Genomic DNA, 24,627 nt, shown 5'->3' with positions numbered 1-24,627 from the left:
TGAGATTCGCACGAGACCGTAAGGTTCAGTGTGGCGTTCCTACGACCGCGGCAAAATCCGCAATTCTTCAAGGAGTAATGGTGGCATCCAGCAAGAAGCATTCACGCGAGCAACGAGACGCTCGGGAACGCCTGCGCCACTACTCTGCTCGTAACACCGTCCATGAGAACTCTCTTGCGCGACGCAAGCGGGACAACCTTCTCTCGGTAGGCGTCGGACTCGTCGTCATTGCTCTCGTGGCGACCGCTCAAGTGTTCTACTTCAGCGCTGGCCCCGGAACACCAGAACCAACACCGTCGTTTACACCAGATCCCTCCGCTTCTGCTCCAGTACAAGAGAACATCGGTGACGTGCCAGATGCATCTGTTTCCGAGGGCCGCATCTGGACCGGCGAACTCACTCTCAACGACGTTGCGCTCGGAATCGAACTCGATGGAGCTGCAGCGCCCCAAGCCGTCGCCTCTATTGTTGATTCCATTTCTTCCGACTATTACGCAGGAACAACCTGCCACCGACTCGTGAAAACGGACAATGCTGGACTCATCCAGTGCGGCTCGCTTGACGGAACGGGCGCGAGCGACCCCGACTATGCCTACGGGCCAGTCGAAAACGCGGGAGTTGGTGGTTTCTACCCTGCGGGCACAATCGCGATGGCGCGCACTGGCAACAACGCGTTCTCCAATGGACGACAATTCTTCATCGTTTTTGACGATGCAATAATCCCTGACGACGCCGCCGGCGGCTACAGCATTGTCGGCTCGGTCGTTTCTGGTCTCGATGCTTTGCAATCCGAGATCATCGCTGGAGGCATCGTCGACGATGCCGAAGATGGGGCCCCGGTGATTGCCACAAGCATCACGGGCTTCACGATCCAGTAACAGCGTCAACGACCATAAGCGTGGTTGTCCTAAGCTTGGGTTTACCCGGGCAGCGGCTTCCGGCATAACCAGCAAGGTGAAGTAATTGGCTACACACGAGCAGAACGAGTGGGGACGCGTCGATGAGACGGGTACCGTCTTTGTACGCGAAGCAGAAGGCGAACGCGCTGTCGGTCAATACCCCGATGGAACGCCCGAAGAAGCGTTGGCCTACTTCACACGGAAGTACCACGAGCTAGCAGGCCAAGTAACGCTGCTCGAACAGCGTGTAAAGAATGGCGCTCCCGCCGCCGACGTCTCGAAGGCAATCGGCGCCCTCAACCAGTCAATTGCTACCGCTAACGCCGTCGGAGATCTCGCGGCGCTCAGCGTGCGCGTGGAGGCCCTGGGTGGCTCAGTAACTGAGCTCACCGAAAAGCAGAGCGAAGAAGCCAAGGTTGCGCTCGGAGAAGCGATTGCCACGCGCACCGCGCTGGTGGTTGAAGCCGAGACTCTCGCGGCCGCCGATCCTGCAAAGGCGCAGTGGAAGCAAGTTACAGCGCAGATCGATGACATTTTTGCTCGCTGGAAGGCGCATCAAGCGGATGGTCCTCGCCTTCCCAAGGCAGAAGCCAACGAACTGTGGAAGCGGTTCCGAGCCGCCCGCAGCACCATTGATACTCATCGACGTGCCTTTTTTGCCGAGCTTGACTCTTCCCACAAGCAGGCACGCGCTGATAAACAGGCCCTTGTTGACGAAGCTGAAACCTTGATGTCGCAGGGCGCTGACGCCATCCCTACCTACCGCCGCCTACTCGATCGGTGGAAGGCCGCTGGCCGCGCTGGCAAAAAGTTTGACGACGCTCTGTGGGCAAAGTTCAAGCAGGCCGGTGATGTGCTCTACGCCGCAAAGTCGGAAATCGATGCTCAGGACGACGTCGAGTTCACCGCGAACTGGGAACTGAAGAAGGCGCTGCTCGACGAGGCAGAGCCACTCGTGGCCGCAACAGACCGCGCTCAGGCAAAAAAGACGCTGCTTTCGATCCAGAAGCGTTGGGACGAAATCGGCAAGGTTCCCCGCGACAAAATCAAGGTCGCCGAGGACCGCCTGCGCAAAATCGAGACTGCCGTGCGCAAGCTCGATGAAGACCACTGGAACAAAAGCAATCCTGAACGCCAAGAACGTTCCGAAGGATTCTTGGGCCAGCTCAACGAAGCAATCGCCAAGCTCGAGTCCGAACTTGCTCAAGCGCAGGCAACCGGCGACGCGAAGAAAATCGCGGCGGCTAAAGACGCGCTTGATGCGCGCAAGGCATGGCTCGGCGCACTCAAGTAGAAGTCTGTCCACAGGCAGCCGGTTTCTCCACTGAACTGGCGCGAACGAACCATTGGTGTTAGCACGACTGCACCATAGAGGAATGACCCCACGACTTCCTCCCGTGCTCAGTGCACTCGATCTTCCCTTAGTCGAGCTGCAGTGCGCCGCCCTCGATGGAGAGCTCTACGCTCTTGATCAATGCTTCTGCTCGATCGACGAGTTCGATACCATCCACTTGCGTGCACGCGCGCTCGGATTAGTTCTTGACGCACGAATAATCGCCGAACGAATGAGTGCCGCGTGGGTGTGGGGCGCGCTAATCAACCCCCCGAGTCGGCACCAGTTGTGCGTCGCGATCGGAGCGCGAACTCGGCCTCAACCGAGCCTCAATGCGCTCCTGCGCGAAGTGGTAATTTCCCCAGAGGAGATTGACACCGTTGCAGGAGTCAGCGTGACCTCGCGGCTTCGCACCGTCCTAGACCTGCTGAGATTCTGCGAGAGCTTCGGCGTCAGCGAGACTCACGCAGTCACCACTCTGATGACAGACGGCAGGCTGGACTACGCCGCATGCTCTGACTCTCTTAGGGCGCGGAGGAACTTGCCGCAGAAACGAATCGCTCTTGAGCGTCTAGCGCACGTCTGCGCGAACCAAACGAAGGCGACAGCAGACTATCCGCTGTTGACGCGGTAAACGTCGTAGACAGCGTCGACTCGCCGCACAGCGTTGAGGACCCGGTCGAGATGAGTAGTGTCGCCCATCTCAAACACAAACTTGCTGATCGCAAGGCGGTTTGTCGACGTGTTCACCGTTGCAGACAGGATGTTCACGTGCGTTTCGCTCAGCACCTTTGTAATATCTGACAGCAGCCCAGCTCGGTCAAGAGCTTCAACCTGAATCTGCACAAGGAACAAGCTCTTAGACGTAGGTGCCCACTCGACATCGATCATGCGCTCAGGCTCGTCAAGGAGTGACTGCACGTTCTTGCAATCCGCGCGGTGAACCGAAACACCGGCGCCGCGCGTGACGAAGCCAACGACCGCATCCCCCGGGACCGGGGTGCAACAACGAGCCAGCTTGACCAAGATATCCGGTGCACCGCGAACAAGAATTCCCGAGTCTGAATGCTTGTACGGGCGCAGTTTTCCCTGCGACGGGAAAGTGAGGTCGACCTCATCCTCTTCCGTGCCAGAACTCAAGGAAGCGAGAAGCTTCTCGATCACAGACTGCGTCGAAACGTGCCCCTCGCCGACTGCTGCATACAGCGCCGACACGTCTTCGTACCGCATTGTCGCGGCCAGATCTGCGAAGGATTCTTGGCTCATAAGCTTCTGCAGCGGCATGTTCTGCTTGCGCATCGCCCGAGCAATGGCATCCTTGCCCTGCTCGATAGCTTCGTCACGACGCTCTTTTGTAAACCACGCACGGATCTTATTGCGAGCACGAGTGCTCTTGACAAAACTAAGCCAGTCCTGGCTCGGAGCCGCATCAGGACTCTTCGACGTGAACACTTCGACTGACTCACCACTCGTGAGCTCCGTCTCCAATGGGACAAGACGACCGTTGACTTTGGCACCCATCGTGCGATGCCCGATCTCAGTGTGGACCGCGTATGCAAAATCGACGGGGGTAGCGCCCGCGGGAAGCCCAATGACCTTCCCCTGAGGCGTGAAGACATAAACCTCCTTCGCACCTATCTCGAATCGCAATGATTCAAGGAATTCACCGGGGTCGGAAGTTTCAGCCTGCCAGTCTGTGATGTGGGCGAGCCACGCCATATCGTTATCCACGGGGCCCGAGTCAGCCACCTTGCCCGCACTACGATCCTTATACTTCCAATGTGCTGCCACCCCGAATTCGGCCCGGTGATGCATCTCATTGGTTCGAATCTGGATCTCGACTGCTCGTCCTTGAGGACCAATGACCGTTGTATGTAGAGATTGGTAAAGATTGAATTTAGGAGTCGCGATGTAGTCCTTGAATCGACCAGGAATCGGGTTCCAACGCGCATGAATAGATCCGAGAACTGCATAGCAGTCGCGAACAGAGTTCACGAGCACTCGAATCCCAACCAGATCGTAGATCTCATCGAATTCGCGACCGCGGAGGATCATCTTTTGGTAGATCGAGTAATACTGTTTGGGGCGACCAGCCACGGTTCCCTTGATCCGCGAAGTTTTGAGGTCGTCATTGACTGATGCAATAACTTCCTTCACGAACTCGTCGCGCATGGGCGAACGCTTAGTAACTAGGCTGTCGATCTCGACATAGAGCTTGGGATGCAAGACCGCGAAAGAAAGGTCTTCAAGTTCGATCTTGATCGCTTGGATACCCAAACGGTGTGCGAGCGGAGCGTAGATCTCAAGCGTCTCTTGTGCTTTTCGCGCCGCCGACTCCTGCGGTACGAAGCCCCAGGTTCGGGCATTGTGGAGGCGGTCGGCCAACTTAATGACGAGAACACGAATGTCTTTCGACATCGCGACGATCATCTTGCGCACGGTTTCTGCCTGCGCGCTATCGCCGTATTTGACCTTGTCGAGCTTGGTCACGCCATCGACCAGCATGGCAATCTCATCGCCGAACTCAACGCGCAGTTCATCGAGCGAATAGGCAGTGTCTTCTACTGTGTCGTGTAACAGGGCCGCAGCGATGGTCTTTTCACCAATGCCAAGATCCGCGAGAATCTGTGCAACCGCGACCGGGTGCGTGATGTATGGCTCACCGCTCTTGCGCTTCTGGCCATCGTGCGCACGGAATGCGGCAGCATAAGCACGCTCAATGAGAGCTAGGTTTGCTTTGGGGTGATGGGTCTTTACCGTACGCAGAAGATTCTCAACCGCGCCCGCAGGCTGTGCTCGAGAGAAAATCCGAGGCAATAGCGCTCGGAACGAGGCAGACGACTGTGGTGATTCACTCATTCCGCTACCTCCCAGAACAATTCTAGGTCGCGTGACGACATAGTCATGACCGCAGCGTTTCGCCGGTGCGCACTGCTCAGCGGACGCGTGAACACGCGTCCGCTCGTGCTGACTACTTGCGGTCCTTCTCTACGGCACGCGCCGCTGTCAACCGTTTGGTCCGGCTGAGGATGTCTGGCTCGTTCTCTCGGAACTGAGCGTAAAGCGGTGCGGCAATGAAGATGGTCGAGTAGGTACCGACCAAGATTCCGATGAAGAGCGCGAGCGCAATATCGCGTAACGTGCCTGCCCCGAGAACGTAGGCACCGATGAAGAGAATTGCGGCAACGGGCAGGGCCGCAACAACTCCCGTGTTAATCGACCGAACTAGAGTCTGGTTGACAGCCAAGTTGACTGACTCCGAGAACGTACGTCGAGACTCAGAACCATCTTCTGACGTGTTCTCACGAATCTTATCGAATACGACCACTGTGTCGTACAGCGAGAAGCCGAGAATTGTCAAAAAGCCAATGACTGCAGATGGGGTGATCTCGAACCCGAAGATTCCGTAGACGCCGGCGGTGATCACAATGTCATGGAGCAGAGCAATCATCGCGGCGATCGACATCTTCCAGGTACGGAAGTAGATCGCCATCATGATCGCGGCAAGCGCGATGAACACGAGCAAAGCGCGAAGAGCCGAACTGGTGATGTCGGCACCCCAGGAGGGGCCAACAAACGACGCCGCCACTTGATCATTGTCGACATTGAACGCACCGGCGAGTGCGTCGCGTACAGCGTTCGACTGATCGGACTCGAGCTGTTCAGTTTGAACTCTCAGAGAATTGGTGCCGACGACAGTGACCTTAGGGGCAGCATCGGCAACAACACCAGTTACGGTGTCACTGGCCAAGTTTTGCGCTTCCGCACTCGTGTCTGGGCTTGCGAGAGCTTCTACCGAATCAATTTGAAACTGCGAGCCGCCAGTGAATTCGATGCCGAAAACGTAGCCACCCCGGAGTGCGGGAACAACGATCGATATAACGAGCAATACTGCCGCAAGGATGTACCACACTCGGCGGCGGCCGATGAAGTTCACCGATAGTTCACCGGTGTAGAGGTCGTTGCCGAACTTCGAGAAGCTAGCCATCAGGATTCCTTTCCATCTGAGCTGGAATCTTTGGCGCTTCCCGCCATCTCAACAGCTTTTCGTTCAGCAATAGTTTGGCGCCGCGCTGCCTCTCGGCTAGCGCCTGCCGTGCCCTTGGTGGCAACCGGTGTGCGGAACTGTGCACGACCGCGGTAGACAGCGCCCAGAGCCTTGGGATCAAGGCCACTAATGGGGTGTCCACTGGCGAAGAACCTGGTCGTGGCCAACAGTTGCAACATTGGGTGGGTGAAGAGCACAACGACAAGAACGTCGATGACGGTAGTGATTCCCAGAGTCAAGGCGAAGCCACGGACGTTTCCTACAGCGAGCACGAAAAGCACAACAGCGGAGAGCAAGTTGACTGCCTTTGCCGCGAAGATCGTGCGGAGAGCGCGCTTCCAGCCCGCCTCGACCGCCCCCGTCAATGACCGACCATCGCGGAGCTCATCTCGAATTCGCTCAAAGTAGACGATGAAGGAGTCGGCGGTGAAACCAATTGCCACGATTAGTCCAGCGACACCCGCAAGTGACAACCGGTAGCCGTGACGCCAGGAAAGATAAGCAATCACGAGGTACGTGAGAACACCGGCGACGATGAGCGAAGCAACCGTAACCAAACCAAGAAGACGGTATTGGAAGAGTGAATAGATGACGACCAAGAGCAGACCGATCAATCCGGCGATCAGACCAGAATTGAGCTGAGTTGTGCCCAGCGTCGCGGAGATCGTCTCGTTGCTCTGCACTTCAAAGCCGATTGGCAGTGCGCCAAACTTCAGTTGATCAGCAAGAACTTTTGCCGTGTCTTGAGTGAATGAACCAGAGATCTGAGGGTTACCACCTGTAATGATGCCCTGAGTGGTCGGCGCCGAAATAACACGCCCATCGAGCACGATGCCAAATCGGTTGCGTGGGTCAGTCTGGTCAAAGCCGAAGAGCCGTGTCGTCATCGCTGCGACGTCTTTCGTGCCTTCGTCGTTGAAGGTGGGGAACACGCCCCACTGTCCAGTACTGACGCCCTGCGAGCTTGTGATCAAGCCGCTACTAGCGTCGGTGATCGTGCTGCCCTCAACCTCGACTGGACCAAGAATGTACTTGAACGCACCATCCGAGTCACAGGTGATGAGCGGCTCCGCTGCCGGGGCCACGCTGAAGCTGTCTAGTGATGCACAGTCGAAGTTGCTGTACTCGTCGAACAGCGCTTCAGTGATCCAGTTGAGGTCGCTGGGGTCAGTCGGAGCTGCGGTCGGGGTAGTCGCGAGTGTCGGCTCTGGGGTAGCCGTTGCTGGTTCGCCATCCGGCGTAACTGCACCATCTGTTGGCGCAGGAGTGGGCTCGGCGCTCGCAGACGAGGAAACCTCAGTGTAAAGAACGGGGCGGAACTCAAGTTTTGCTGACGACTGGATGCGGTTTAGCGTCTCTTCGTCAGGAACGCCCGGTATCGAAACCACGACATTGCTTGCGCCCTGAGTAGTCACCTCAGCCTCAGCCACACCGCTCGCGTCGACACGATCACGGATGATCGAGACCGCCTGGGTTAACTGCTCAGCAGACACCGTCTGCCCACTCTCAAGCTGAGGGGAAAGAACGATTTGCGTTCCACCCTCAAGGTCTAGAGCGAGCTTCGGAGCCCACGATGCCGCACCGAATATGGAGCCAGCACCGATCAAAACGGTGAGCCCCACCGTGATTGCTGTGAGCCACACAATGGCTCGCCACGCGTTTTTCACAGGGGTAGTTCTTGCCACCTATTTGACTCAGCTTTCTTAACAGAGCAGTGCAGAAACGCACGCCGTTGGACACTCGCCCTCGGGAGGGGCGACTCTCAACACTAGTGGGTTACTCGGACGCCTTTTTTGACTCAGTCGAGGTCGCAGGCTTCGTATCTGACAGCTCGCCAAATTCTGGCTTCGCATCAACGGTCGAATCAGCGGTGCCACCTTCGCGTTCCGCGGCTTCGCGGTTGGCGATCTCCATTGCTTCTTCAACTGAACGAGGAGCACCTTCCTCTGTCGTTTCTTCAACGACGACTTTCGCGAGTGTTTGGCTGTGCACCTTGACGATGACGCCCTTGCTGATTTCGATTTCGGCCGAGTTTGCAACGGTGTCGTTGGTGACGAGCGTTCCGAAGAGTCCGAAGTTGGTCATAACTTCGACCCCAGGAACCATCTGGTCGCGAAGCTCAGCCATCTGAGCTTTGCGTTTGCGGCTGTTGCGGAACATGAAGAAAATGAGCACGCCGAGGATGGCGAGCATCGCAATAGAAAGAGGATCCATGAGGTACCTTTCGGTGGTCTGTGGGCCTGGCGCTCAAGCTGAGGCGCGTGATAAGCCAGTAAAACTATAGTTCATCACTGAATAGAGTCGAATTGCGTTCAGCCATTCCGAAGTGTTCCCATGCTGCTCTAGTAGCAACTCTGCCGCGTGGGGTGCGGGACAAGAGGCCAACTCGCACAAGGAATGGTTCGACAACTGCCTCGACGGTCTCTGCTTCTTCGCCGACAGATACCGCCAAGGTACTGAGGCCGACTGGTCCCCCATCGAAGCGGGTCAAGACGGTCTGCATAACGGCACGGTCAAGGCGATCAAGACCCCGCTCGTCTACATCGTAGAGTTCTAGGGCCGCACGCACCGCATCCCGAGACGCGGGGATGTCGTTAACGAGTGCGAAGTCACGTACGCGCCGGAGCAGTCGGTTCGCGATTCGCGGCGTTCCCCGGCAACGACCGGCAATCTCTGCGATTGCTTCACTTTCGATATCTAGTTCAAGCATTGCTGCTGCGCGAACGAGTACCTGTTCAAGCTCTGGTTCATCATAAAACTCGAGGTGAGCGGTAAAACCGAAACGATCGCGAAGCGGATTGGGCAACAAACCCGAACGGGTCGTGGCACCGACAAGTGTGAACGGTGCGATATCGAGCGGGATGGATGTCGCTCCAGCTCCCTTGCCCACCATGATGTCGACGCGAAAATCTTCCATCGCGAGGTAAAGCATCTCTTCAGCCGAGCGTGCCATCCGATGAATCTCGTCGATGAATAGGACTTCTCCGGGAAGGAGCGACGACAAAACGGCCGCGAGGTCACCCGCGTGCTGTATCGCTGGACCACTCGACATGCGCAGCGGACGATTACTCTCGTGGGCGACGATCATCGCCAAGGTCGTCTTTCCGAGACCGGGAGGCCCGGCCAACAGGATGTGATCTGCACTGCGATTTTGCATTGCTGCAGCTCGCAGGAGCAACTGCAGTTGACCTCGAACCTTGGTTTGCCCTACGAATTCTGCAAGAGATTTCGGTCGAAGAGCACCTTCGAATGCTAGCTCCGCGTCAGACTCAACCGCAGAGTTGGCCACGACCTCATCGTTTTCAGACACTATGAACCACCGTTTATCGCTTGAGAACCGACGAGAATCAACGCACGCCGCAGGACCGCCTGAGTATTACCCTTTTCTGCGTCGGCAGCTTCGCGGAACGCAGCCTCAGCGGCAGGTCGGGCAAGCTTCTCCGACCAGCCGAGACCCTGAAGCGCCATCGACACGCTTTCGGACACCGGCGTGGAAACAACGGGGGCGGCGCCTCGCTGAGGTGCGGTAACGAAAAGTTTGCCCGTCAGATTCAGCACGATAAGTTTCGCAGTCTTCGGTCCGATGCCCGATACCTTGCGAAACGCAGAGTCATTCTCTTCGGCAACCGCACGGGCGATGTCATCGGGTGCGAGCGCAGCGAGAACTCCCATTGCGCTCTTGGGCCCGACTCCGGTGACTCCGCGCAAAAGGGTGAACACGTCAAGCTCGTCTGCAGTTCGAAATCCGTAGAGCGAAAGGTCGTCTTCGCGCACAATAAGTGCGGTGTTAATCTGCGTCTCCGCGCCTATTCGAACAGCGAGTGCGTGCTCGGGGGTGACGCTAACAGAGAGGCCGACTCCCCCAACCTCGATAACGATCGAGGTCCCTGCCGCGGCGAGAACGGTGCCACGAAGGGAAGAAATCATAGGTTCAGCCTACGAGCACCCGCCGACTTCTCAGCTGACCGCCACGCCTCCTGGGCAGGCGTCAAGGGTGACGGTCGAACAGGTGCTTGTTCGGACCCTGTGCGAGATCGACTCGGCAGAGAAGATGCCCCCTTCCATGCTCCGCAAATGGCGAGAGCGCAGGCGTCCGCAGCATCTGCTGGCTTGGGTGCTTCAGAAAGTCCAAGAACGCGCGCGACCATCGCGCCGACCTGCTTTTTGTCTGCACCGCCATAGCCGGTGATCGCTAGTTTCACTTCAGTGGGCGTATGGAGCGTGACCGAAATGCCTCGCTGCGCCGCAACAAACATTGCGACTCCGCTAGCCTGCGCTGTGCCCATGACCGTGCTGACGTTGAGTTGTGCAAAGACACGCTCGAGGGCGAGCTGCTGCGGTGCAAATTCCGCGATGACTGCATCAATACCTGCTCCGACGAGCAGTAACCGCTCTTCGAGCGCCATTTCGGGTGGCGTACGAACTACATCAACGTGCACCAGGGTTGCGCGCCGGTCTGCCCCGACATCGACAACTCCGATGCCGCACCGCGTAAGCCCGGGGTCGATCCCGATTACGCGCAGCGCCATCGACTAGTCCTCGTCGAGTTCTGCCTGCACCTCAGGCGTGATGTCGAAGTTCGAGTAGATGTTCTGAACATCATCGGACTCTTCAAGCGCATCGATAAGTCGGAAAACCTTGCGCGCCGTATCAGCATCGACTTCGATGGTGAGGTGCGGCACGAACTCCGCTTCTGACGAGTCATAGTCGATTCCTGCAGCCTGCAGAGCTTCGCGAGACTGAACAAGGTGAGCGGTGTCGGTGATTACTTCAAAACCTTCGCCGTGGTTCTTGACTTCTTCAGCGCCGGCGTCCAACACAGCCAGCAGGATGTCGTCTTCAGTGACGCCGTCGACTTGAGCGATCGAGATGACGCCTTTGCGTTCGAAGTTGTAGGCAACACTGCCTGGGTCTGCGAGCGATCCGCCGTTGCGGCTCATGATCGTGCGAACATCCGCAGCAGCACGGTTCTTGTTGTCTGTAAGACACTCGACCATGAGTGCAACACCATTGGGTCCGTAGCCTTCATACATGATGTTCAGGTACTCGATAGCGTCACCGAGCTGACCAGAACCACGCTTGACGGCACGGTCGATGTTGTCGTTAGGAACCGATGTCTTCTTTGCCTTCTGAATGGCATCGACAAGAGTGGGGTTGCCAGCGAGATCAGCTCCACCGATCTTGGCGGCAACCTCGATATTCTTGATCAGTTTCGCGAATGATTTCGCGCGGCGAGAATCAATAATCGCCTTCTTGTGCTTGGTCGTTGCCCATTTAGAATGCCCTGACATACGCACCATTCTAACGGGCGAGACGGCTGTCTGCCTGCGCGAATCCCCGCGCTACTGGTCCACTAGCGCGCTACGAACGCCGAGCGAACGTAACTGCAGTTGAGCGAGCCGCGCGACGGTCGCGGGATCGCCAGCTCTCCAGAGCGATACTGCGTCTGGTGCGATCTCGGCAAGTTGCCCGAGGTTGTGGGTTGATAGCGCGCGCAGAGCGAGCAGATCCGCACCGCCAGGTGAGCTTAGTAGGTTTTTCGCTTCGGTTGCTTGACGCGCAAACCGTAGACGGGGCAGCAACCACAACAGAAGGATCATGACGATGGGAACTAATGCAATGAGTAGGCCTACCGAGGTCGCGGTAGCGAGCACGGTATCTTGCTGACTTTGACCGGCATTCTCGAGCGCGGCGCCGGCATCGCTCGCGCCATCAAAAGGAACGCGGATGCCGGTGCCGATCAGTGGGACCGAGCCGAGGGTATCCCCCAGTTCGACCATCGTCGATTTGAATCCGGCTCCGGCCTCCTGCATCTGGATTCCCAGCTGCTGAAAAGCCGCTATTAATTGGTAAACCCACACACCAAGTGCGATCCATACAACGATGAATACCAATGCGACGATGTCTCCGGTCAATTGGCGGGCTCGGCGCGGAGCGTGATCTGCGTACAGTTGCATCCACCCATGATGCAGGAACTAGTTGGTGCTGCGCACTCGGGATACGAAATACTCGTGAAAACGGGTGTCGCCCGTGATCTCGGGATGAAATGACGTGCCCATGAGTTTGCCCTGCTCGACGGCGACAATACGGCCGTCGTCGAGGGTAGCGAGTGCCCGGACCTGAGACCCCATAGACTCGACGATGGGAGCTCGGATAAACACTGCCGTCATGGGCAGTTCTCCCAGCTCGGGGACCGTGAGGTTAGTTTCGAAAGATTCGGTTTGCGAGCCAAAAGCGTTGCGCCTCACCGCCACGTCGAGACCACCAAAGGACTGTTGCCCCTCAATCGCATCGAGCACGGTGTCAGCGAGCATAATCAGTCCAGCGCAGGTTCCGTACACCGGCAGACCTGCGGCTATGGCCGAGCGGATTGGCTCAGCGAGCCCGTAGAGGCGAGACAATTTATCGATCACGCTGGACTCGCCACCGGGGATGATGAGGCCTGCGATGTGCTCCAACTGTTGGGGCGTTTTAACCGCTATTGCGATTTCGCCCAACTGCTGGAGCACATGCATGTGCTCACGAAAATCACCCTGAAGAGCAAGAACCCCGATGGGGAGTTGATCGACGTTTGGACTACCAGCCACGTTCAGAGAGACGGTGGGGAGCAGCGAGATCGGAGACATTGATCCCAACCATGGCCTCACCAAGTCCACGGGAGGCTGCAGCGAGCACACTGGGGTCATCGAAGAAGGTAGTCGCCTTCACGATTGCCGCCGCACGCTGAGCCGGGTTTCCTGACTTGAAGATTCCCGAGCCAACGAAGACTCCGTCAGCTCCGAGTTGCATCATCAATGCCGCGTCAGCAGGAGTCGCGACTCCACCAGCGGTAAAGAGTACGACAGGAAGCTTTCCTGTCTCAGCAATCTCGCGAACGAGTTCGTACGGAGCCTGAAGCTCTTTTGCGGCAACATACAGCTCATCAGCGCTCTTCGAACGAAGTTCGTTGATTTGACCCTTAATGGTGCGGATGTGCTTGGTCGCTTCAGAAACATCACCGGTACCAGCCTCTCCCTTCGAGCGAATCATTGCGGCACCCTCGGTGATCCGACGGAGGGCCTCCCCCAGGTTGGTTGCCCCACACACGAAGGGGACATCGAAGTTCCACTTGTCAATGTGGTTGACGTAGTCAGCAGGGCTCAGCACTTCGGACTCGTCAATGTAGTCAACCTTGAGTGCTTGAAGAATCTGTGCCTCGACAAAGTGACCGATGCGGGCCTTAGCCATGACCGGAATCGAAACAGCGTCGATGATTCCATCGATCAGGTCTGGGTCGCTCATTCGGGCTACGCCCCCTTGCGAGCGGATGTCGGCAGGAACTCGCTCAAGAGCCATGACTGCAACCGCGCCAGCGTCTTCAGCGATCTTCGCTTGTTCTGCGTTGACGACGTCCATAATGACGCCACCCTTGAGCATTTCAGCGAGTCCGCGCTTGACGCGGCTCGTGCCCGATTCGTTTGATGATGTGTTCTCGCTCATAGTTATTAAATCTACGGCGGGAAAGCTGCAAAGAATGCAGCCAATTTAGACTCAGTGGTTTGTCGGCCACGCCTGTGCGAGCTCGTCTCGCACCTCACCAAGAAGACGGGGAATAGCCTTCGTTCCAGCGACGATCGGGAAAAAGTTCGAGTCTGTTGCCCACCGGGGAACGACATGCTGATGCAAGTGGTTCGCAATCCCCGCGCCCGCGAGAACACCCTGATTCATGCCGATATTGAAGCCGTGTGATTTTGACGTTTCCCGAAGAACTCGCATCGCTGTTTGCGTTAGCGACGCGATCTCCGCGACCTCGTCATCCGTCGCCTCGTCGTAGAGGGCGACATGGCGGTACGGACACACCAGCAGGTGGCCACTGTTGTACGGGAAGAGGTTCAGAAGCACGTACGCATGCGTGCCGCGAGCAACGATGAGCGCTTTTTCATCATCCAAACTTGGCGCGACACAGAACGGGCAATCATCTTTCTCAGGCTGAGTCTGATCCATAATGTAGGCAATTCGGTGAGGCGTCCAGAGTCGCTGAAAAGAATCTGGTACTGCGGCAAAGTCGTTACTCGACTCCCCCGAAGGGAGTTCTGAACCGTCGTAATCGCGCACGAGCTAAACCTGCGCTCGAGTCGCTATCGCATCAGTAATGCGGGCGACAGCATCCGCGATCGGAATACCGTTCTCCTGGCTCCCGTCTCGGAAGCGGAAACTCACAGAACCTGCCGCTTGATCCTGTTCACCTGCGATCAGCTGGAACGGAACCTTCGACTTAGTGTGAGTGCGAATTTTCTTCTGCATCCGTTCGCTGGATGCGTCAAGTTCGGCCCGTACGCCGAGAGTCTTGAGTTGGTCGATGACGCCGCCCAAGTACTCTTCGTACGCTTCAGCGACCGGAATTCCGACAACCTGAACGGGCGACAGCCACACGGGGAACGCGCCGGCATAGTGCTCGGTGAGCACTCCAAAGAATCGCTCAATTGACCCAAATAGTGCGCGATGAATCATCACCGGACGTTGGCGTGAGCCATCCGCAGCCGTGTATTCGAGATCGAATCTCTCGGGAAGATTGAAATCGAGCTGCACCGTTGACATCTGCCACGTACGGCCGATGGCATCGCGTGCCTGTACCGAAATCTTGGGGCCATAGAATGCGGCTCCGCCTGGATCTGGTACCAGTTCAAGTCCGGACTCAGCACCAACCTCGGCGAGTGTCTGTGTCGCTTCATCCCAGATATCGTCGTCGCCGACGTACTTCTCGGGATCTTTCGTCGACAACTCGAGATAGAAATCGGTGAGGCCGTAATCCCGCAACAGCGAGAGCACGAAGTTGAGAGTCTTACTGAGTTCCTCCTTCATCCCCTCCTTCGTGGTGAAAATGTGAGCGTCATCCATCGTGAGTCCACGAACACGAGTCAGGCCGTGAATAACGCCGGACTTCTCGTTGCGGTAGACCGTACCGAATTCGAAGAGGCGCATCGGTAGGTCACGGTACGAGCGTCCACTCGAACGGTAGATGAGGATGTGCATCGGGCAGTTCATGGGCTTGAGGTAGTAGTCAGCACCTTGGCGAGTGATTTCGCCTTCCTCGTTGCGTGCCTCATCGAGGTGCATCGGAGGGAACATGCCGTCTTTGTACCAAGCGAGGTGTCCAGAAGTCTCGAACAGCGCCTCTTTAGTGATGTGAGGCGTGTTGACGAAGGAATAGCCCTCCTGCAGATGACGCTTGCGCGAGTAGTCCTCCATCTCATGACGGATGATGCCGCCCTTAGGGTGGAATACCGCTAGTCCTGAACCAATTTCGTCAGGGAACGAAAAAAGATCAAGCTCAGCACCGAGCTTGCGGTGATCGCGCTTGAGTGCCTCTTCTTGACGCGCCTGATATTCGCGAAGTTCATCTTTAGTGGGCCACGCAGTACCGTAGACCCGCTGAAGCTGCTTGTTCTTCTCTGAACCGCGCCAGTAGGCGGCGGCGGTGCGAGTCAGGGACCAGCCGTTGCCGATCATCCGAGTGTTTGGCAGGTGGGGTCCGCGGCACAGATCTTTCCAGTAGACCTCGCCGGTCTTGCCGTCGACGTTGTCATAGATCGTCAGTTCGGTACCGCCGACCTCAACTGATTCGTTGTCGCCATCTGAATCGCCTTCGCCGACCGAACCCTTGAGACCGATCAATTCAAGCTTGTACGGCTCGCTAGCGAGCTCTGCTCGAGCTTCCGCCTCCGTCACGACGCGACGCTGAAAACGTTGCCCCTGACGGATGATGCGATCCATCGCCTTGGTGATCGCCTTGAGATCTTCGGGCGTAAACGGCTCTTCAACGTCGAAATCGTAGTAGAAGCCATCAGTGATGGGAGGACCAATACCGAGTTTCGCCTCAGGGTTGATTGTTTGGATCGCCTGAGCCGCCACATGGGCTGCCGAGTGGCGAAGGATGTTGAGCCCATCAGGCGAGTCAATAGTGACAGCCTCAACTTCATCCGTATCGGTAACTGTCGCGGCGAGATCTTTCAGCTCGCCATTAACGCGCATAGCGACGACGTTGCGGTCGGTGTACAGCTCAAATCCAGTCTTACTCACAGAACAACTTTAGCGGCGATCGTACACCCGTAATTTCACACTCGGGCTCGAGCAAGGGCGGGCAGGAGTTAAACGAAAAAACCCGGCTAATGCCGGGCTGTTTCGAGTGAGCGATACTGGGATCGAACCAGCGACCTCTTCCGTGTCAGGGAAGCGCGCTACCGCTGCGCCAATCGCTCATGCTATTTATTTAATACTCACTAGTTACCGAGGTGGAGACGGGATTTGAACCCGCGTATACGGCTTTGCAGGCCGCTGCCTCGCCTCTCGGCCACTCCACCGCACATGAGAAGAGCCAGCGAGGCTGACACTTCTCACTCGAGCGGATGACGAGATTCGAACTCGCGACCCTCACCTTGGCAAGGTGATGCGCTACCACTGCGCCACATCCGCATTTGCACTCGCTTCGGTTACCCGTTTTCGCGTGCTAGATGACTGTATACGAAGTCTACGCTGAGAGCCAATTCGGTCGCGAGCGTGTCGCGAAGATATGCGAAGATTGCTTTGCGGGCGATTGGCGCAGTTGGTAGCGCGCTTCCTTCACACGGAAGAGGTCATCGGTTCGAGTCCGGTATCGCCCACTTCGCACCCTCTCACAGTCATTGCAAAGTCTCGGTCCTTTCCGTGCTCTTCTTCCGAATATTGTGATCGACAGTGCGCAATTCTGCAGCCGCTACCCTTGTTTCATGCACGCAACGCACGCCGACAAGGCAACGCCACTTCGGGATTTTTTTGCAGGCGTAGGTTTCCTGTTCCGTGGTTTTCACATCTGGGTCACAGCCCCGCGCTTGATGTTTCTGGGAATGATTCCAGCGGCCATTGTTGGAGCGGTTGCGATTGCCTTCTTTGTCACTCTCATCGTGACCATCGAGCCCATAGCTACCTTCGTCACCCCTTTCGCTAACGACTGGGATGAACTTCCCCGGGCTGCAATCCGCTTCGCTGCTGGGTTAGCTCTGCTCTTAGCGAGCATCCTGATCATCGTGAACACCTACACGACAGTGACCCTGATGATTGGGGATGTCTTCTATCGCAAAATAGCTGGCCACGTGGACACGCGTCACGGGGCCCCTGCCGCGCCCGACCCTCCAGGGTTCTGGAAGGACGCGCGCCGCGGTTTGGGTGAAGGGCTACGGCTCCTGTTTCCCACGATCGGCCTAGCACTCCTAGTATTCGCAGTCGGGTTCATCCCCGTCGCTGGCTCGATTGTGGCCGCCATGGCCGGTGCCCTCCTGGGTGGTTGGCTCCTGGTGGTCGAGCTTGCCAACATTCCCTGTGAGTCGCGAGGGATGCACCTCACGGCCCGGCGGCGCGTGCTCAGGGCGTCACGAGCAAAATCTCTCGGACTAGGCGCAGCCACCTACCTCGTATTCCTTATACCGTTCGGCGCCGTGATCGCGATGCCCGCCGCGGTGGCCGGGGCAACTCTGCTCACGCGATCACTACTCGGCGAAGACTCGGACCCTGCCTACCCGGATGTCCCTGCCAACCTTGCTGAGCAACCACCAGCAGCCTGACGAAAACACAAATGACCAGCTCGCGGTTGCAACAACGCTCAGAAGCTGCTCCTGGAATACCGCTGTTTGACCGGTGAAAAGAAATCCTGAACCAGTCGCCAGGATTCCCAAGGACATGACACCGAGGCTGCCTCCGAGCAAATGTGTGTTAACAAGAAAGCGCAACTGATTGCCCAGCGGCGAGCCACGCCGCACAGTGAAGACACACGCAACGCCGCCGGCGATCAGACCGGCAACTGCCGCCGAGACTGGAGTGAAAAGCGGAGCACCTGCAGTTACCGCGATCAAACCGCTGACGAGCCCCCCGGCGAGAGACCTGAGACTGATCACACCATGGCTGATCAACTGCACTGCGACCCAGCCGACAGCACCCGCAATCGAGCTCACTGCACCGTTAACGATGATGGGTGCTGCAACATCATCAATGGCAAACTCAGCGCCAACCAGCCATCCGATCCACGACAGAACGACCATGACCAAGGCGACAACGCCCACAGGGGCCGGTACAGACATTCGAGCGCCGCGGATCAGAGACTTTCGCTCCACGACCAGAACGGCAAACATGGCTGCTCCGACGGCGACGCTCATCACTAGAGCGCCTCCGTGATCAATGGGACTCAGCCCGGGGGCGGCGATCGTGCCGAAGGGTTCAAACGTGCGCACCGCAGTCGGAACAAACACACCCACCGCCCAAATGCAGCCATAGATTATGCTGCGCACGAACGAAGCCCCCGCGCTTCGGGCCACTAGAGTCACCAGATAGCAACAGATTCCCCCGAGTAGCGCTAGTGACGGCATCATGACGCCCCTCAGGCCCGTCGATATGATCGGCCCAAGTAGCAGCCAAGCAGCTACGCCGGGAGCTGCGCATCCCAGGGACTCTGTCATGATTCGCGTCCACGAGGCAGCGGGCAATATGGGGGCGTACAACACGATTAGCGCAGTCAGCAGAACCGCAAGAGCAATCACCCCAATGGTCGCCGCCGTGAACTCTTCCGCCACAGTGAACCTCCCCCCAACCAGTCTTATGCCTCAACGAGCACATACACAATGGATATGCCGAGAACCACCCGCCGTAGCGCGCATCTGACCCCCCGTTATCGCTGATGTGGTCTAGTCAGTGCTGATGTGGTCTAGCTATTGTTCGAGGTTAGGGCGATAAGTCGAGAAACAGCACGCAGGTACTTCTTGCTGTAGCCGCCCGCAAGCATGTCGTCGGGGAATACATCGTCGAGCGGTGTTCCCTCTGCGTAGATGCGAACCTGAGCGTCATAGAGTCGGTCGACGAATGCGACAAATCGCAGTGCATCCGTCTGGTTCTTGAATGGATGTACGCCCGTCATTCCGATCGCATCGATGCCCTCAACCAGTTTGACGTAGCGGGAGGGATGCACCCCGGAAAGATGCTTCAGAACCTCGTCGAACGAATCAAGAGTTACCGTGCCAGCGACCGCAGCGACCGCAGCAGCAGCACTATCAACCGCGATGGCGTGTGCACCCGTGTCGCGGCGTCGGTAGTCAAGCCCATCGATACGAAGAGTTTCGAATTTGGCGGCGAGCGAGTCGATCTCTCTCAAGAAGTCTTGAGCGGCAAAACGACCTTCGCCGAGCGCATTTGGCGGCGTATTCGACGTTGCCGCAATTTTCGCCCCGGAGGCAACGAGCTCCGACAACAGTCGAGAGATCAGGCGCGTATCGCCCGGATCGTCGAGCTCAAATTCGTCAATGCAGACGAGCGATGCACCCTTCAATAGGTGGACGGCTTGTGCGTACCCGAGCGCGCCAACAAGGGCTGTGTACTCAATGAAGGTGCCGAAATATTTTCTACCCGGCATCTGGTGCCAGAGCGCTGCGAGCAAATGAGTCTTGCCGACACCGAACCCTCCATCGAAGTACACCCCAGGCTTAGCTACGGGAGTCTTCTTGCGCGAGAAGAGCCCACCCTGTCTCGGGTTTGCCGAAAAGTTGCGTATAGCGGCAACAGCAGCGCCCTGAGATGGGTAGTCGCGGTCTGGCCGATACGAATCGAGAGTCGCTTCGGTGAACTGGCGCGGAGGCACAAGTTCGGCGAGCATCTGCGCTCCGGTCAACGACGGGATACGATCGACTAGACGCTCAGGAGTCGTCGGCGCGGTAGCGCTCATTCTCAGCCTCGGTTATGTTTCGCAGTCTTACGGCAACGCGGTGTAATCAGCGGCGAGTGCGTAATTTTCTTGGGCAAGGGACTAATCAAGCTTAGTTTGAAGTCCGCACCAGTTTTTCATCCACTAATCGGAGGTAGCTATGACTATCGAACGCGACCCGGCCCCTCAATTCGTTGAGTTCTCCAACCCTGAACGACTGGTCTCTGTGGACTGGCTTGAAGCACGCCTCGAGAGCCCTGGACTGGTTGTCGTTGAATCCGATGAAGACGTTCTGCTCTACGAGACCGGACACATCCGCGGTGCCGTGAAAATTGACTGGCATACGGACCTCAACGATCCTGTGACTCGTGACTATATTGACGGCGAAGCTTTTGCCGAGCTCATGTCGCGCAGCGGTATTTCGCGTGACACCACGGTCGTCATCTATGGAGACAAGACCAACTGGTGGGCTGCGTATGCCCTATGGGTGTTCACCCTCTTCGGCCATGACGACGTTCGCTTGCTCGATGGCGGCCGCGCCAAATGGGAAGCGGATGGTCGAGAGTACACACTCGATGTTCCAACGCCCGCAGCCACTGAGTACCCGATCGTCGAGCGCAATGACTCCACAATTCGTGCGTTCCGTGACGATGTGCTCACTCACCTCGGTAACCCGCTAATCGATGTTCGTTCCCCAGAGGAGTACAGCGGAGAGCGCACCACTGCTCCCGCGTACCCCGAAGAAGGTGCACTGCGAGCCGGTCACATTCCCAGCGCTCAGAGCGTGCCATGGTCGAAGGCTGTCGCCGACGACGGAACCTTCCGACCCCTCAGCGAACTGAATGACATCTACCGCACTGGTGCAGGGCTGAAGGATGGTGACGAGATCGTCGCCTACTGCCGCATCGGTGAGCGCTCAAGCCACACCTGGTTCGTACTTAACTACCTCATGGGCTTCGAGAACGTGCGCAACTACGACGGATCGTGGACCGAATGGGGTTCCTTGGTCGCTGTTCCCATCGTCATAGGCACCGAGCCGGGAGAGGTTCCTTCGCGTTAGACTTAACCGATGAGTGAGCAGCAGATCCCGACCCAGTTGGCCGAAATTCGCGACGATTTTTTGGACCTCCAGCTGCGGGATCGGCTGCAGCTTCTCCTCGAATTTTCGAACGAGCTGCCGGAGCTGCCGGAACGCTACCGGGATCATCCAGATTTGTTCGAACGGGTCGAAGAGTGCCAGTCCCCCGTCTTCATCTTCATTGAGGTTGAAAACGACACCGTGCACATGTACGCAACCGCACCTCCCGAGGCACCGACTACGCGAGGCTTCGCGTCAATATTGGCGCAAGGGCTTTCTGGTCTCAGCACGCAGGAGGTATTGGAACTGTCAGATGACTTTCCTCAATCACTTGGCCTTGCCAAAGCAGTCAGCCCGCTACGCCTGCGGGGAATGACGGGGATGCTCGCACGAGCAAAACGTCAGATTCGCCTTAAGAGCCTCACTTAGCCAACATCCCCGACAGGCTCGTCGGCAGCCACGTCGCCAACGTGGATGCTCAGCCAAGCACGAATCGCGCCGAGCCAGCGTTCGCTGTCGTAATTCCACAGTCTCGTATGACCCGCCGTATCAAACTCTTCGTAGGTCACGATGTCTGGGCGCAGGTCTGCCAACATACGGGACGGCTCGACTGGGACGTAGGCGTCATGTGTGCTGTGCATGAGCAGGATGGGCCTGTCCAGCTCTGCAGCGCGCTCAATAAAGTTCATCGCAGACAGATCAACCGGATTAGCGATGCCCACAAGAAGTTGTGCTTGCTCACTACCCAGAACCGTCTGAGCCGCGTGTTGAATACGCGTCGGAATATGGTTAATAGTGCCGTGCATTTCAATGGTCGGTCCCCAGGCAACGACCGGCGAATCGAGCACCAGCCCAATAATCATGTCTCGGTTGGCAGATCGCATGAGTGTTTGAAGCACTGTCGCGCCGCCCATTGACCACCCCATCAAGACGATGCGCTTCGCGCCGGCCGCGCGCGCAAAAGTAATAGCAGAATCGACATCGCGATACTCGGTCGTGCCTAGGCCATAACGTCGGTCGGCGGAATCTGGTGCCTCCGTGTCGTTTCGATACGACACCGAGAGCGAAGTCACCCCTGCATCGTAGAATTCGCTCAATGCTCGCAGCGTCTCCGGGCGTTGGACGCCACGACCGTGAACATGAATTGCCCACGTAGAATGGGGTTGCGCAGCCGGCACCAACCACGCAGGCGCCGGACCTAGCTCAGTGTCGATGACGACATCAGCGAAATCGAGGCCTAAGTCAGCGGGACTCAAATAGAACCATCCGCTGGTGCGAGCATTGTCGCCAGCAACTGGCGGCCCTGGTGTCACCGTGAGCAATTCACGAGCAACCCACTTGGCACTCTGAGAGATCACGGCGCCAATGCGAGCGTGCCCTGTCTCGTCGGCAAACCACAGACTGAAACGGCCCGGTGCTCGACTCTCAACCGATCCAGAGAGAACGATCGTCGATTCTCCCACCGCCAGCACACGTAATCCGCTTTCGGCACGCCCCGGCGGGGTGACGAACCGTCGGGCTAAGAGCACTGAAAGCGCTGCGGCTAGTGCGAGCCCGATCGTACCAATTGCTGCAGCGCCGATAGCAATGCCGCTGAGCACTCCGACGATGATGCGCACGTTCCTTGCTTCCCGCATCCAACTACCTCCGTCTCGCAGCCGCCATCGTTCGGCGTGCCTCACCAGCGATCGTTCGCCTAAAGCCTAATCTTCTGTCGTGCCCGATTCGCCAGCTGGACCAACCCCACCCGCGGCATTCGCGTCAGCGGTTGAGTCCGTTCGTGGCGCAGTCTTGCGTTCTGAGTTGGCTGTGACCGAGATTACCGCTCCTTCTGAGATCGCTCCGTGGTCGTTTGCTCTTGCTGCGGATGTCACGCCAGCACGCCACGGGGAAGACTCAGATTTTGGCACTGGTCGTTTCGTTCTCCTTTACGACCCAGAAGTTCCGGATGCGTGGAACAGCGCGTTCCGAATCATTTGTTTTGCGCAAGCTCCCCTAGAACCAGAAATCGGCGTCGATCCGTTCCTCAGTGCAGTCACGTGGTCGTGGCTCACTGACGCATTAGACAGCCGCGGCGCTACCTACGATCAAGTGTCTGGCACCGCGACCCGCATACTGTCCACGGGATTCGGCGAACTAGAGTCTCAGCCTGACGGTGCACAGATTGAATTGCGAGCATCGTGGAGCCCCAAAGATCTCAGCATGTCCGCACATGTGGAAGGCTGGAGTGAACTGGTCTGCATGTTAGCTGGACTACCACCCGCGATTGAAGGAGTCACCCTATTGTCGGCCCATAAAGTTGGACGTGAGTAGCGCATCCGAAAGTGCAGACCCTGAGGGCGAGTTGCACGCCACCCAAGCCCCTCATGAGCCCGTTATCGTCATTGATGACTGGGACGACTACCGCGCCGCTGTCGCGACTATCGCCGAGGGCCGCGGTCCCATCGCTATCGACGCCGAACGCGCGAGCGGCTATCGCTATTCGCAACGCGCATACCTGATCCAAATCTTCCGGCGAGGCGCAGGAACCTTCTTGTTCGATCCACCAGCGATAGGCGATTTCGGCGAACTCAACGATATTATTGCCGACGAAGAATGGATCTTGCACGCAGCCACGCAAGATCTGACCTGTCTGCGTGAAGTCGGGCTGCATCCCACTCGGCTGTTCGACACCGAGCTCGGCGCGCGTCTTGCTGGACTTCCCCGGGTCGGGCTTGGCACGGTCGTTGAACATCTCCTCGGGATCCACCTTGCTAAGGAACACTCGTCGGCGGATTGGTCAACGCGTCCCCTTCCGCAGCCCTGGCTGGTGTACGCAGCCCTCGATGTGGAGCTACTTGTCGATCTCCGCGAAGCTCTGGGCGAGCTGCTTGACTCAGCAAATAAGCACGAAATTGCTCAACAAGAGTTTGACTCTGTGTTGGTACGAGATCTCAGCAATGTGCGCTCAGAACCGTGGCGTCGACTCAGTGGTGTGCACTCCATTCGCGGCGGCAAGAATCTCGCGGTTGCGCGTGAACTGTGGCTAGCTCGGGACACTTACGCTCAAGAAGTCGACACTGCCCCCGGTCGGTTGGTTCCCGATTCTGCACTCCTTGCCGCTGCGCGCGTGCTTCCGGAGACCAAACGTCAGCTTTCTGTGCTGAAGGAATTCAGCGGGCGCGCGAGTCGCACCCAAATTGATCGTTGGTGGAATGCGATCCAAAGCGGCCTCGCCTCCACAGACATCCCGGCATCTCGAGTCGCAAGCGATGCTCTTCCGCCGCCGCGAGTGTGGTCAGACAAGAACCCAGAAGCCGACCTTCGACTTAAAGCTGCTCGTGCGGTGATGAGCGAGCACTCCGAAGAGTTGTCGATCCCGATCGAGAATCTACTGACGCCCGATTACTTGAGGCGAGTTTCATGGACACCACCAACTGACATCACGCCACAAAGCGTCTCTGAAGCACTTGAGAGCCTAGGTGCACGGCAATGGCAAATTGACGTTTCTGCACAGTCAATCGCCCAAGCCTTTGTCGAAGCTAGCCAAACGCCGGAGGAGTCCGGCGAGGCCGATTCGTAGGAACAGTC

General features: G+C 57.6%; 24 protein-coding genes and 4 tRNA genes. 9 read left to right on the top strand and 19 right to left on the bottom strand.

What is annotated here, in order from left to right:
* The first annotated feature begins 77 nt into the window (after window positions 1-77).
* From AADH44_RS06165 to AADH44_RS06155, 3 genes are all read left to right on the top strand, one after another.
* A complete protein-coding gene (locus AADH44_RS06165; protein WP_341954769.1) occupies window positions 78-878 on the top strand; it encodes a peptidylprolyl isomerase in 801 nt (266 codons plus the stop codon).
* An 85-nt stretch (window positions 879-963) separates the two neighbouring features.
* On the top strand, window positions 964-2,193 hold the full coding sequence (locus AADH44_RS06160; RefSeq protein WP_341954768.1) for a DUF349 domain-containing protein: 1,230 nt from the start codon (window positions 964-966) through the stop codon (window positions 2,191-2,193).
* A gap of 82 nt (window positions 2,194-2,275) precedes the next feature.
* A complete protein-coding gene (locus AADH44_RS06155) occupies window positions 2,276-2,866 on the top strand; it encodes a hypothetical protein (protein WP_341954766.1) in 591 nt (196 codons plus the stop codon).
* Here the strand turns inward: AADH44_RS06155 and AADH44_RS06150 are convergent.
* The 16 genes from AADH44_RS06150 to AADH44_RS06075 form a co-directional block, all read right to left on the bottom strand.
* Complete coding sequence (locus AADH44_RS06150) at window positions 2,845-5,091, bottom strand: bifunctional (p)ppGpp synthetase/guanosine-3',5'-bis(diphosphate) 3'-pyrophosphohydrolase (protein WP_341954764.1); 2,247 nt, start codon at window positions 5,089-5,091, stop codon at window positions 2,845-2,847. The genes AADH44_RS06155 and AADH44_RS06150 overlap by 22 nt on opposite strands.
* 112 nt (window positions 5,092-5,203) lie before the next feature.
* Complete coding sequence (gene secF / locus AADH44_RS06145) at window positions 5,204-6,220, bottom strand: protein translocase subunit SecF (protein WP_341954763.1); 1,017 nt, start codon at window positions 6,218-6,220, stop codon at window positions 5,204-5,206.
* Window positions 6,220-7,965: a protein translocase subunit SecD gene (gene secD / locus AADH44_RS06140; protein ID WP_341954762.1), complete on the bottom strand. Its 1,746-nt coding sequence runs from the start codon at window positions 7,963-7,965 to the stop codon at window positions 6,220-6,222. Before secD ends, secF begins: the two co-directional genes overlap by 1 nt.
* A 91-nt stretch (window positions 7,966-8,056) precedes the next feature.
* Window positions 8,057-8,494: a preprotein translocase subunit YajC gene (locus AADH44_RS06135; RefSeq protein ID WP_341954760.1), complete on the bottom strand. Its 438-nt coding sequence runs from the start codon at window positions 8,492-8,494 to the stop codon at window positions 8,057-8,059.
* Between the two features lie 64 nt (window positions 8,495-8,558).
* The gene (gene ruvB, locus AADH44_RS06130; RefSeq protein WP_341954758.1) at window positions 8,559-9,590 is read right to left on the bottom strand and encodes a Holliday junction branch migration DNA helicase RuvB; all 1,032 of its coding nucleotides are present in this window, start codon (window positions 9,588-9,590) and stop codon (window positions 8,559-8,561) included.
* On the bottom strand, window positions 9,590-10,207 hold the full coding sequence (gene ruvA, locus AADH44_RS06125) for a Holliday junction branch migration protein RuvA (protein ID WP_341954757.1): 618 nt from the start codon (window positions 10,205-10,207) through the stop codon (window positions 9,590-9,592). The genes ruvB and ruvA overlap by 1 nt, the downstream gene beginning before the upstream one ends.
* Window positions 10,204-10,803: a crossover junction endodeoxyribonuclease RuvC gene (gene ruvC / locus AADH44_RS06120; RefSeq protein WP_341954929.1), complete on the bottom strand. Its 600-nt coding sequence runs from the start codon at window positions 10,801-10,803 to the stop codon at window positions 10,204-10,206. The genes ruvA and ruvC overlap by 4 nt, the downstream gene beginning before the upstream one ends.
* Before the next feature lie 9 nt (window positions 10,804-10,812).
* Window positions 10,813-11,571: a YebC/PmpR family DNA-binding transcriptional regulator gene (locus AADH44_RS06115; protein ID WP_341954755.1), complete on the bottom strand. Its 759-nt coding sequence runs from the start codon at window positions 11,569-11,571 to the stop codon at window positions 10,813-10,815.
* Window positions 11,572-11,622: 51 nt separating this feature from the next.
* The gene (locus AADH44_RS06110; protein ID WP_341954753.1) at window positions 11,623-12,237 is read right to left on the bottom strand and encodes a hypothetical protein; all 615 of its coding nucleotides are present in this window, start codon (window positions 12,235-12,237) and stop codon (window positions 11,623-11,625) included.
* 18 nt (window positions 12,238-12,255) lie between these two features.
* Complete coding sequence (pdxT, locus tag AADH44_RS06105; protein WP_341954751.1) at window positions 12,256-12,906, bottom strand: pyridoxal 5'-phosphate synthase glutaminase subunit PdxT; 651 nt, start codon at window positions 12,904-12,906, stop codon at window positions 12,256-12,258.
* Window positions 12,857-13,759, bottom strand: a complete 903-nt coding sequence (gene pdxS, locus AADH44_RS06100) for a pyridoxal 5'-phosphate synthase lyase subunit PdxS (RefSeq protein WP_341954749.1) — start codon at window positions 13,757-13,759, stop codon at window positions 12,857-12,859. Before pdxS ends, pdxT begins: the two co-directional genes overlap by 50 nt.
* Before the next feature lie 51 nt (window positions 13,760-13,810).
* The gene (locus AADH44_RS06095) at window positions 13,811-14,374 is read right to left on the bottom strand and encodes an HIT domain-containing protein (RefSeq protein ID WP_341954747.1); all 564 of its coding nucleotides are present in this window, start codon (window positions 14,372-14,374) and stop codon (window positions 13,811-13,813) included.
* A 3-nt stretch (window positions 14,375-14,377) separates the two neighbouring features.
* Window positions 14,378-16,291 carry a threonine--tRNA ligase gene (gene thrS, locus AADH44_RS06090; protein ID WP_341954927.1) on the bottom strand — a complete coding sequence of 638 codons (1,914 nt, stop codon included), beginning with the start codon at window positions 16,289-16,291 and terminating at the stop codon, window positions 14,378-14,380.
* 155 nt (window positions 16,292-16,446) lie between these two features.
* Window positions 16,447-16,518: transfer RNA gene (locus AADH44_RS06085), tRNA-Val, on the bottom strand.
* Between the two features lie 31 nt (window positions 16,519-16,549).
* Window positions 16,550-16,620 (bottom strand) — tRNA-Cys (locus AADH44_RS06080).
* A 40-nt stretch (window positions 16,621-16,660) separates the two neighbouring features.
* Window positions 16,661-16,732: transfer RNA gene (locus AADH44_RS06075), tRNA-Gly, on the bottom strand.
* Between the two features lie 115 nt (window positions 16,733-16,847).
* On the opposite strand from AADH44_RS06075, the gene AADH44_RS06070 reads away from it, so the two are divergent.
* Both AADH44_RS06070 and AADH44_RS06065 read left to right on the top strand, forming a co-directional pair.
* Window positions 16,848-16,920, top strand: a tRNA-Val gene (locus AADH44_RS06070).
* A gap of 105 nt (window positions 16,921-17,025) precedes the next feature.
* A complete protein-coding gene (locus tag AADH44_RS06065; RefSeq protein WP_341954746.1) occupies window positions 17,026-17,856 on the top strand; it encodes an EI24 domain-containing protein in 831 nt (276 codons plus the stop codon).
* Here the strand turns inward: AADH44_RS06065 and AADH44_RS06060 are convergent.
* Both AADH44_RS06060 and zapE read right to left on the bottom strand, forming a co-directional pair.
* A complete protein-coding gene (locus AADH44_RS06060; RefSeq protein WP_341954744.1) occupies window positions 17,782-18,576 on the bottom strand; it encodes an ammonium transporter in 795 nt (264 codons plus the stop codon). The two genes, AADH44_RS06065 and AADH44_RS06060, sit on opposite strands and share 75 nt — an antisense overlap.
* Before the next feature lie 413 nt (window positions 18,577-18,989).
* A complete protein-coding gene (zapE, locus tag AADH44_RS06055) occupies window positions 18,990-20,000 on the bottom strand; it encodes a cell division protein ZapE (RefSeq protein WP_341954743.1) in 1,011 nt (336 codons plus the stop codon).
* Window positions 20,001-20,139: 139 nt separating this feature from the next.
* Between zapE and AADH44_RS06050 the strand changes: the two genes are divergently transcribed.
* Together AADH44_RS06050 and AADH44_RS06045 are read left to right on the top strand one after the other, a co-directional pair.
* Window positions 20,140-21,039: a sulfurtransferase gene (locus AADH44_RS06050; RefSeq protein WP_341954742.1), complete on the top strand. Its 900-nt coding sequence runs from the start codon at window positions 20,140-20,142 to the stop codon at window positions 21,037-21,039.
* A gap of 9 nt (window positions 21,040-21,048) precedes the next feature.
* A complete protein-coding gene (locus AADH44_RS06045) occupies window positions 21,049-21,486 on the top strand; it encodes a SufE family protein (RefSeq protein ID WP_341954741.1) in 438 nt (145 codons plus the stop codon).
* Here the strand turns inward: AADH44_RS06045 and AADH44_RS06040 are convergent.
* Window positions 21,483-22,694 carry an alpha/beta fold hydrolase gene (locus tag AADH44_RS06040; protein ID WP_341954739.1) on the bottom strand — a complete coding sequence of 404 codons (1,212 nt, stop codon included), beginning with the start codon at window positions 22,692-22,694 and terminating at the stop codon, window positions 21,483-21,485. The genes AADH44_RS06045 and AADH44_RS06040 overlap by 4 nt on opposite strands.
* A 79-nt stretch (window positions 22,695-22,773) precedes the next feature.
* On the opposite strand from AADH44_RS06040, the gene AADH44_RS06035 reads away from it, so the two are divergent.
* Both AADH44_RS06035 and AADH44_RS06030 read left to right on the top strand, forming a co-directional pair.
* Complete coding sequence (locus AADH44_RS06035) at window positions 22,774-23,370, top strand: DUF3000 domain-containing protein (RefSeq protein WP_341954736.1); 597 nt, start codon at window positions 22,774-22,776, stop codon at window positions 23,368-23,370.
* The gene (locus AADH44_RS06030) at window positions 23,363-24,619 is read left to right on the top strand and encodes an HRDC domain-containing protein (RefSeq protein ID WP_341954735.1); all 1,257 of its coding nucleotides are present in this window, start codon (window positions 23,363-23,365) and stop codon (window positions 24,617-24,619) included. The genes AADH44_RS06035 and AADH44_RS06030 overlap by 8 nt, the downstream gene beginning before the upstream one ends.
* Window positions 24,620-24,627 lie beyond the last annotated feature (8 nt).

This window comes from Salinibacterium sp. TMP30 (assembly GCF_038397785.1).
Taxonomy (GTDB): Bacteria; Actinomycetota; Actinomycetes; order Actinomycetales; family Microbacteriaceae; genus Rhodoglobus.
Note: the sequence above shows the minus strand (reverse complement) of the source record. Positions and strands in the feature narration are given on the sequence as shown.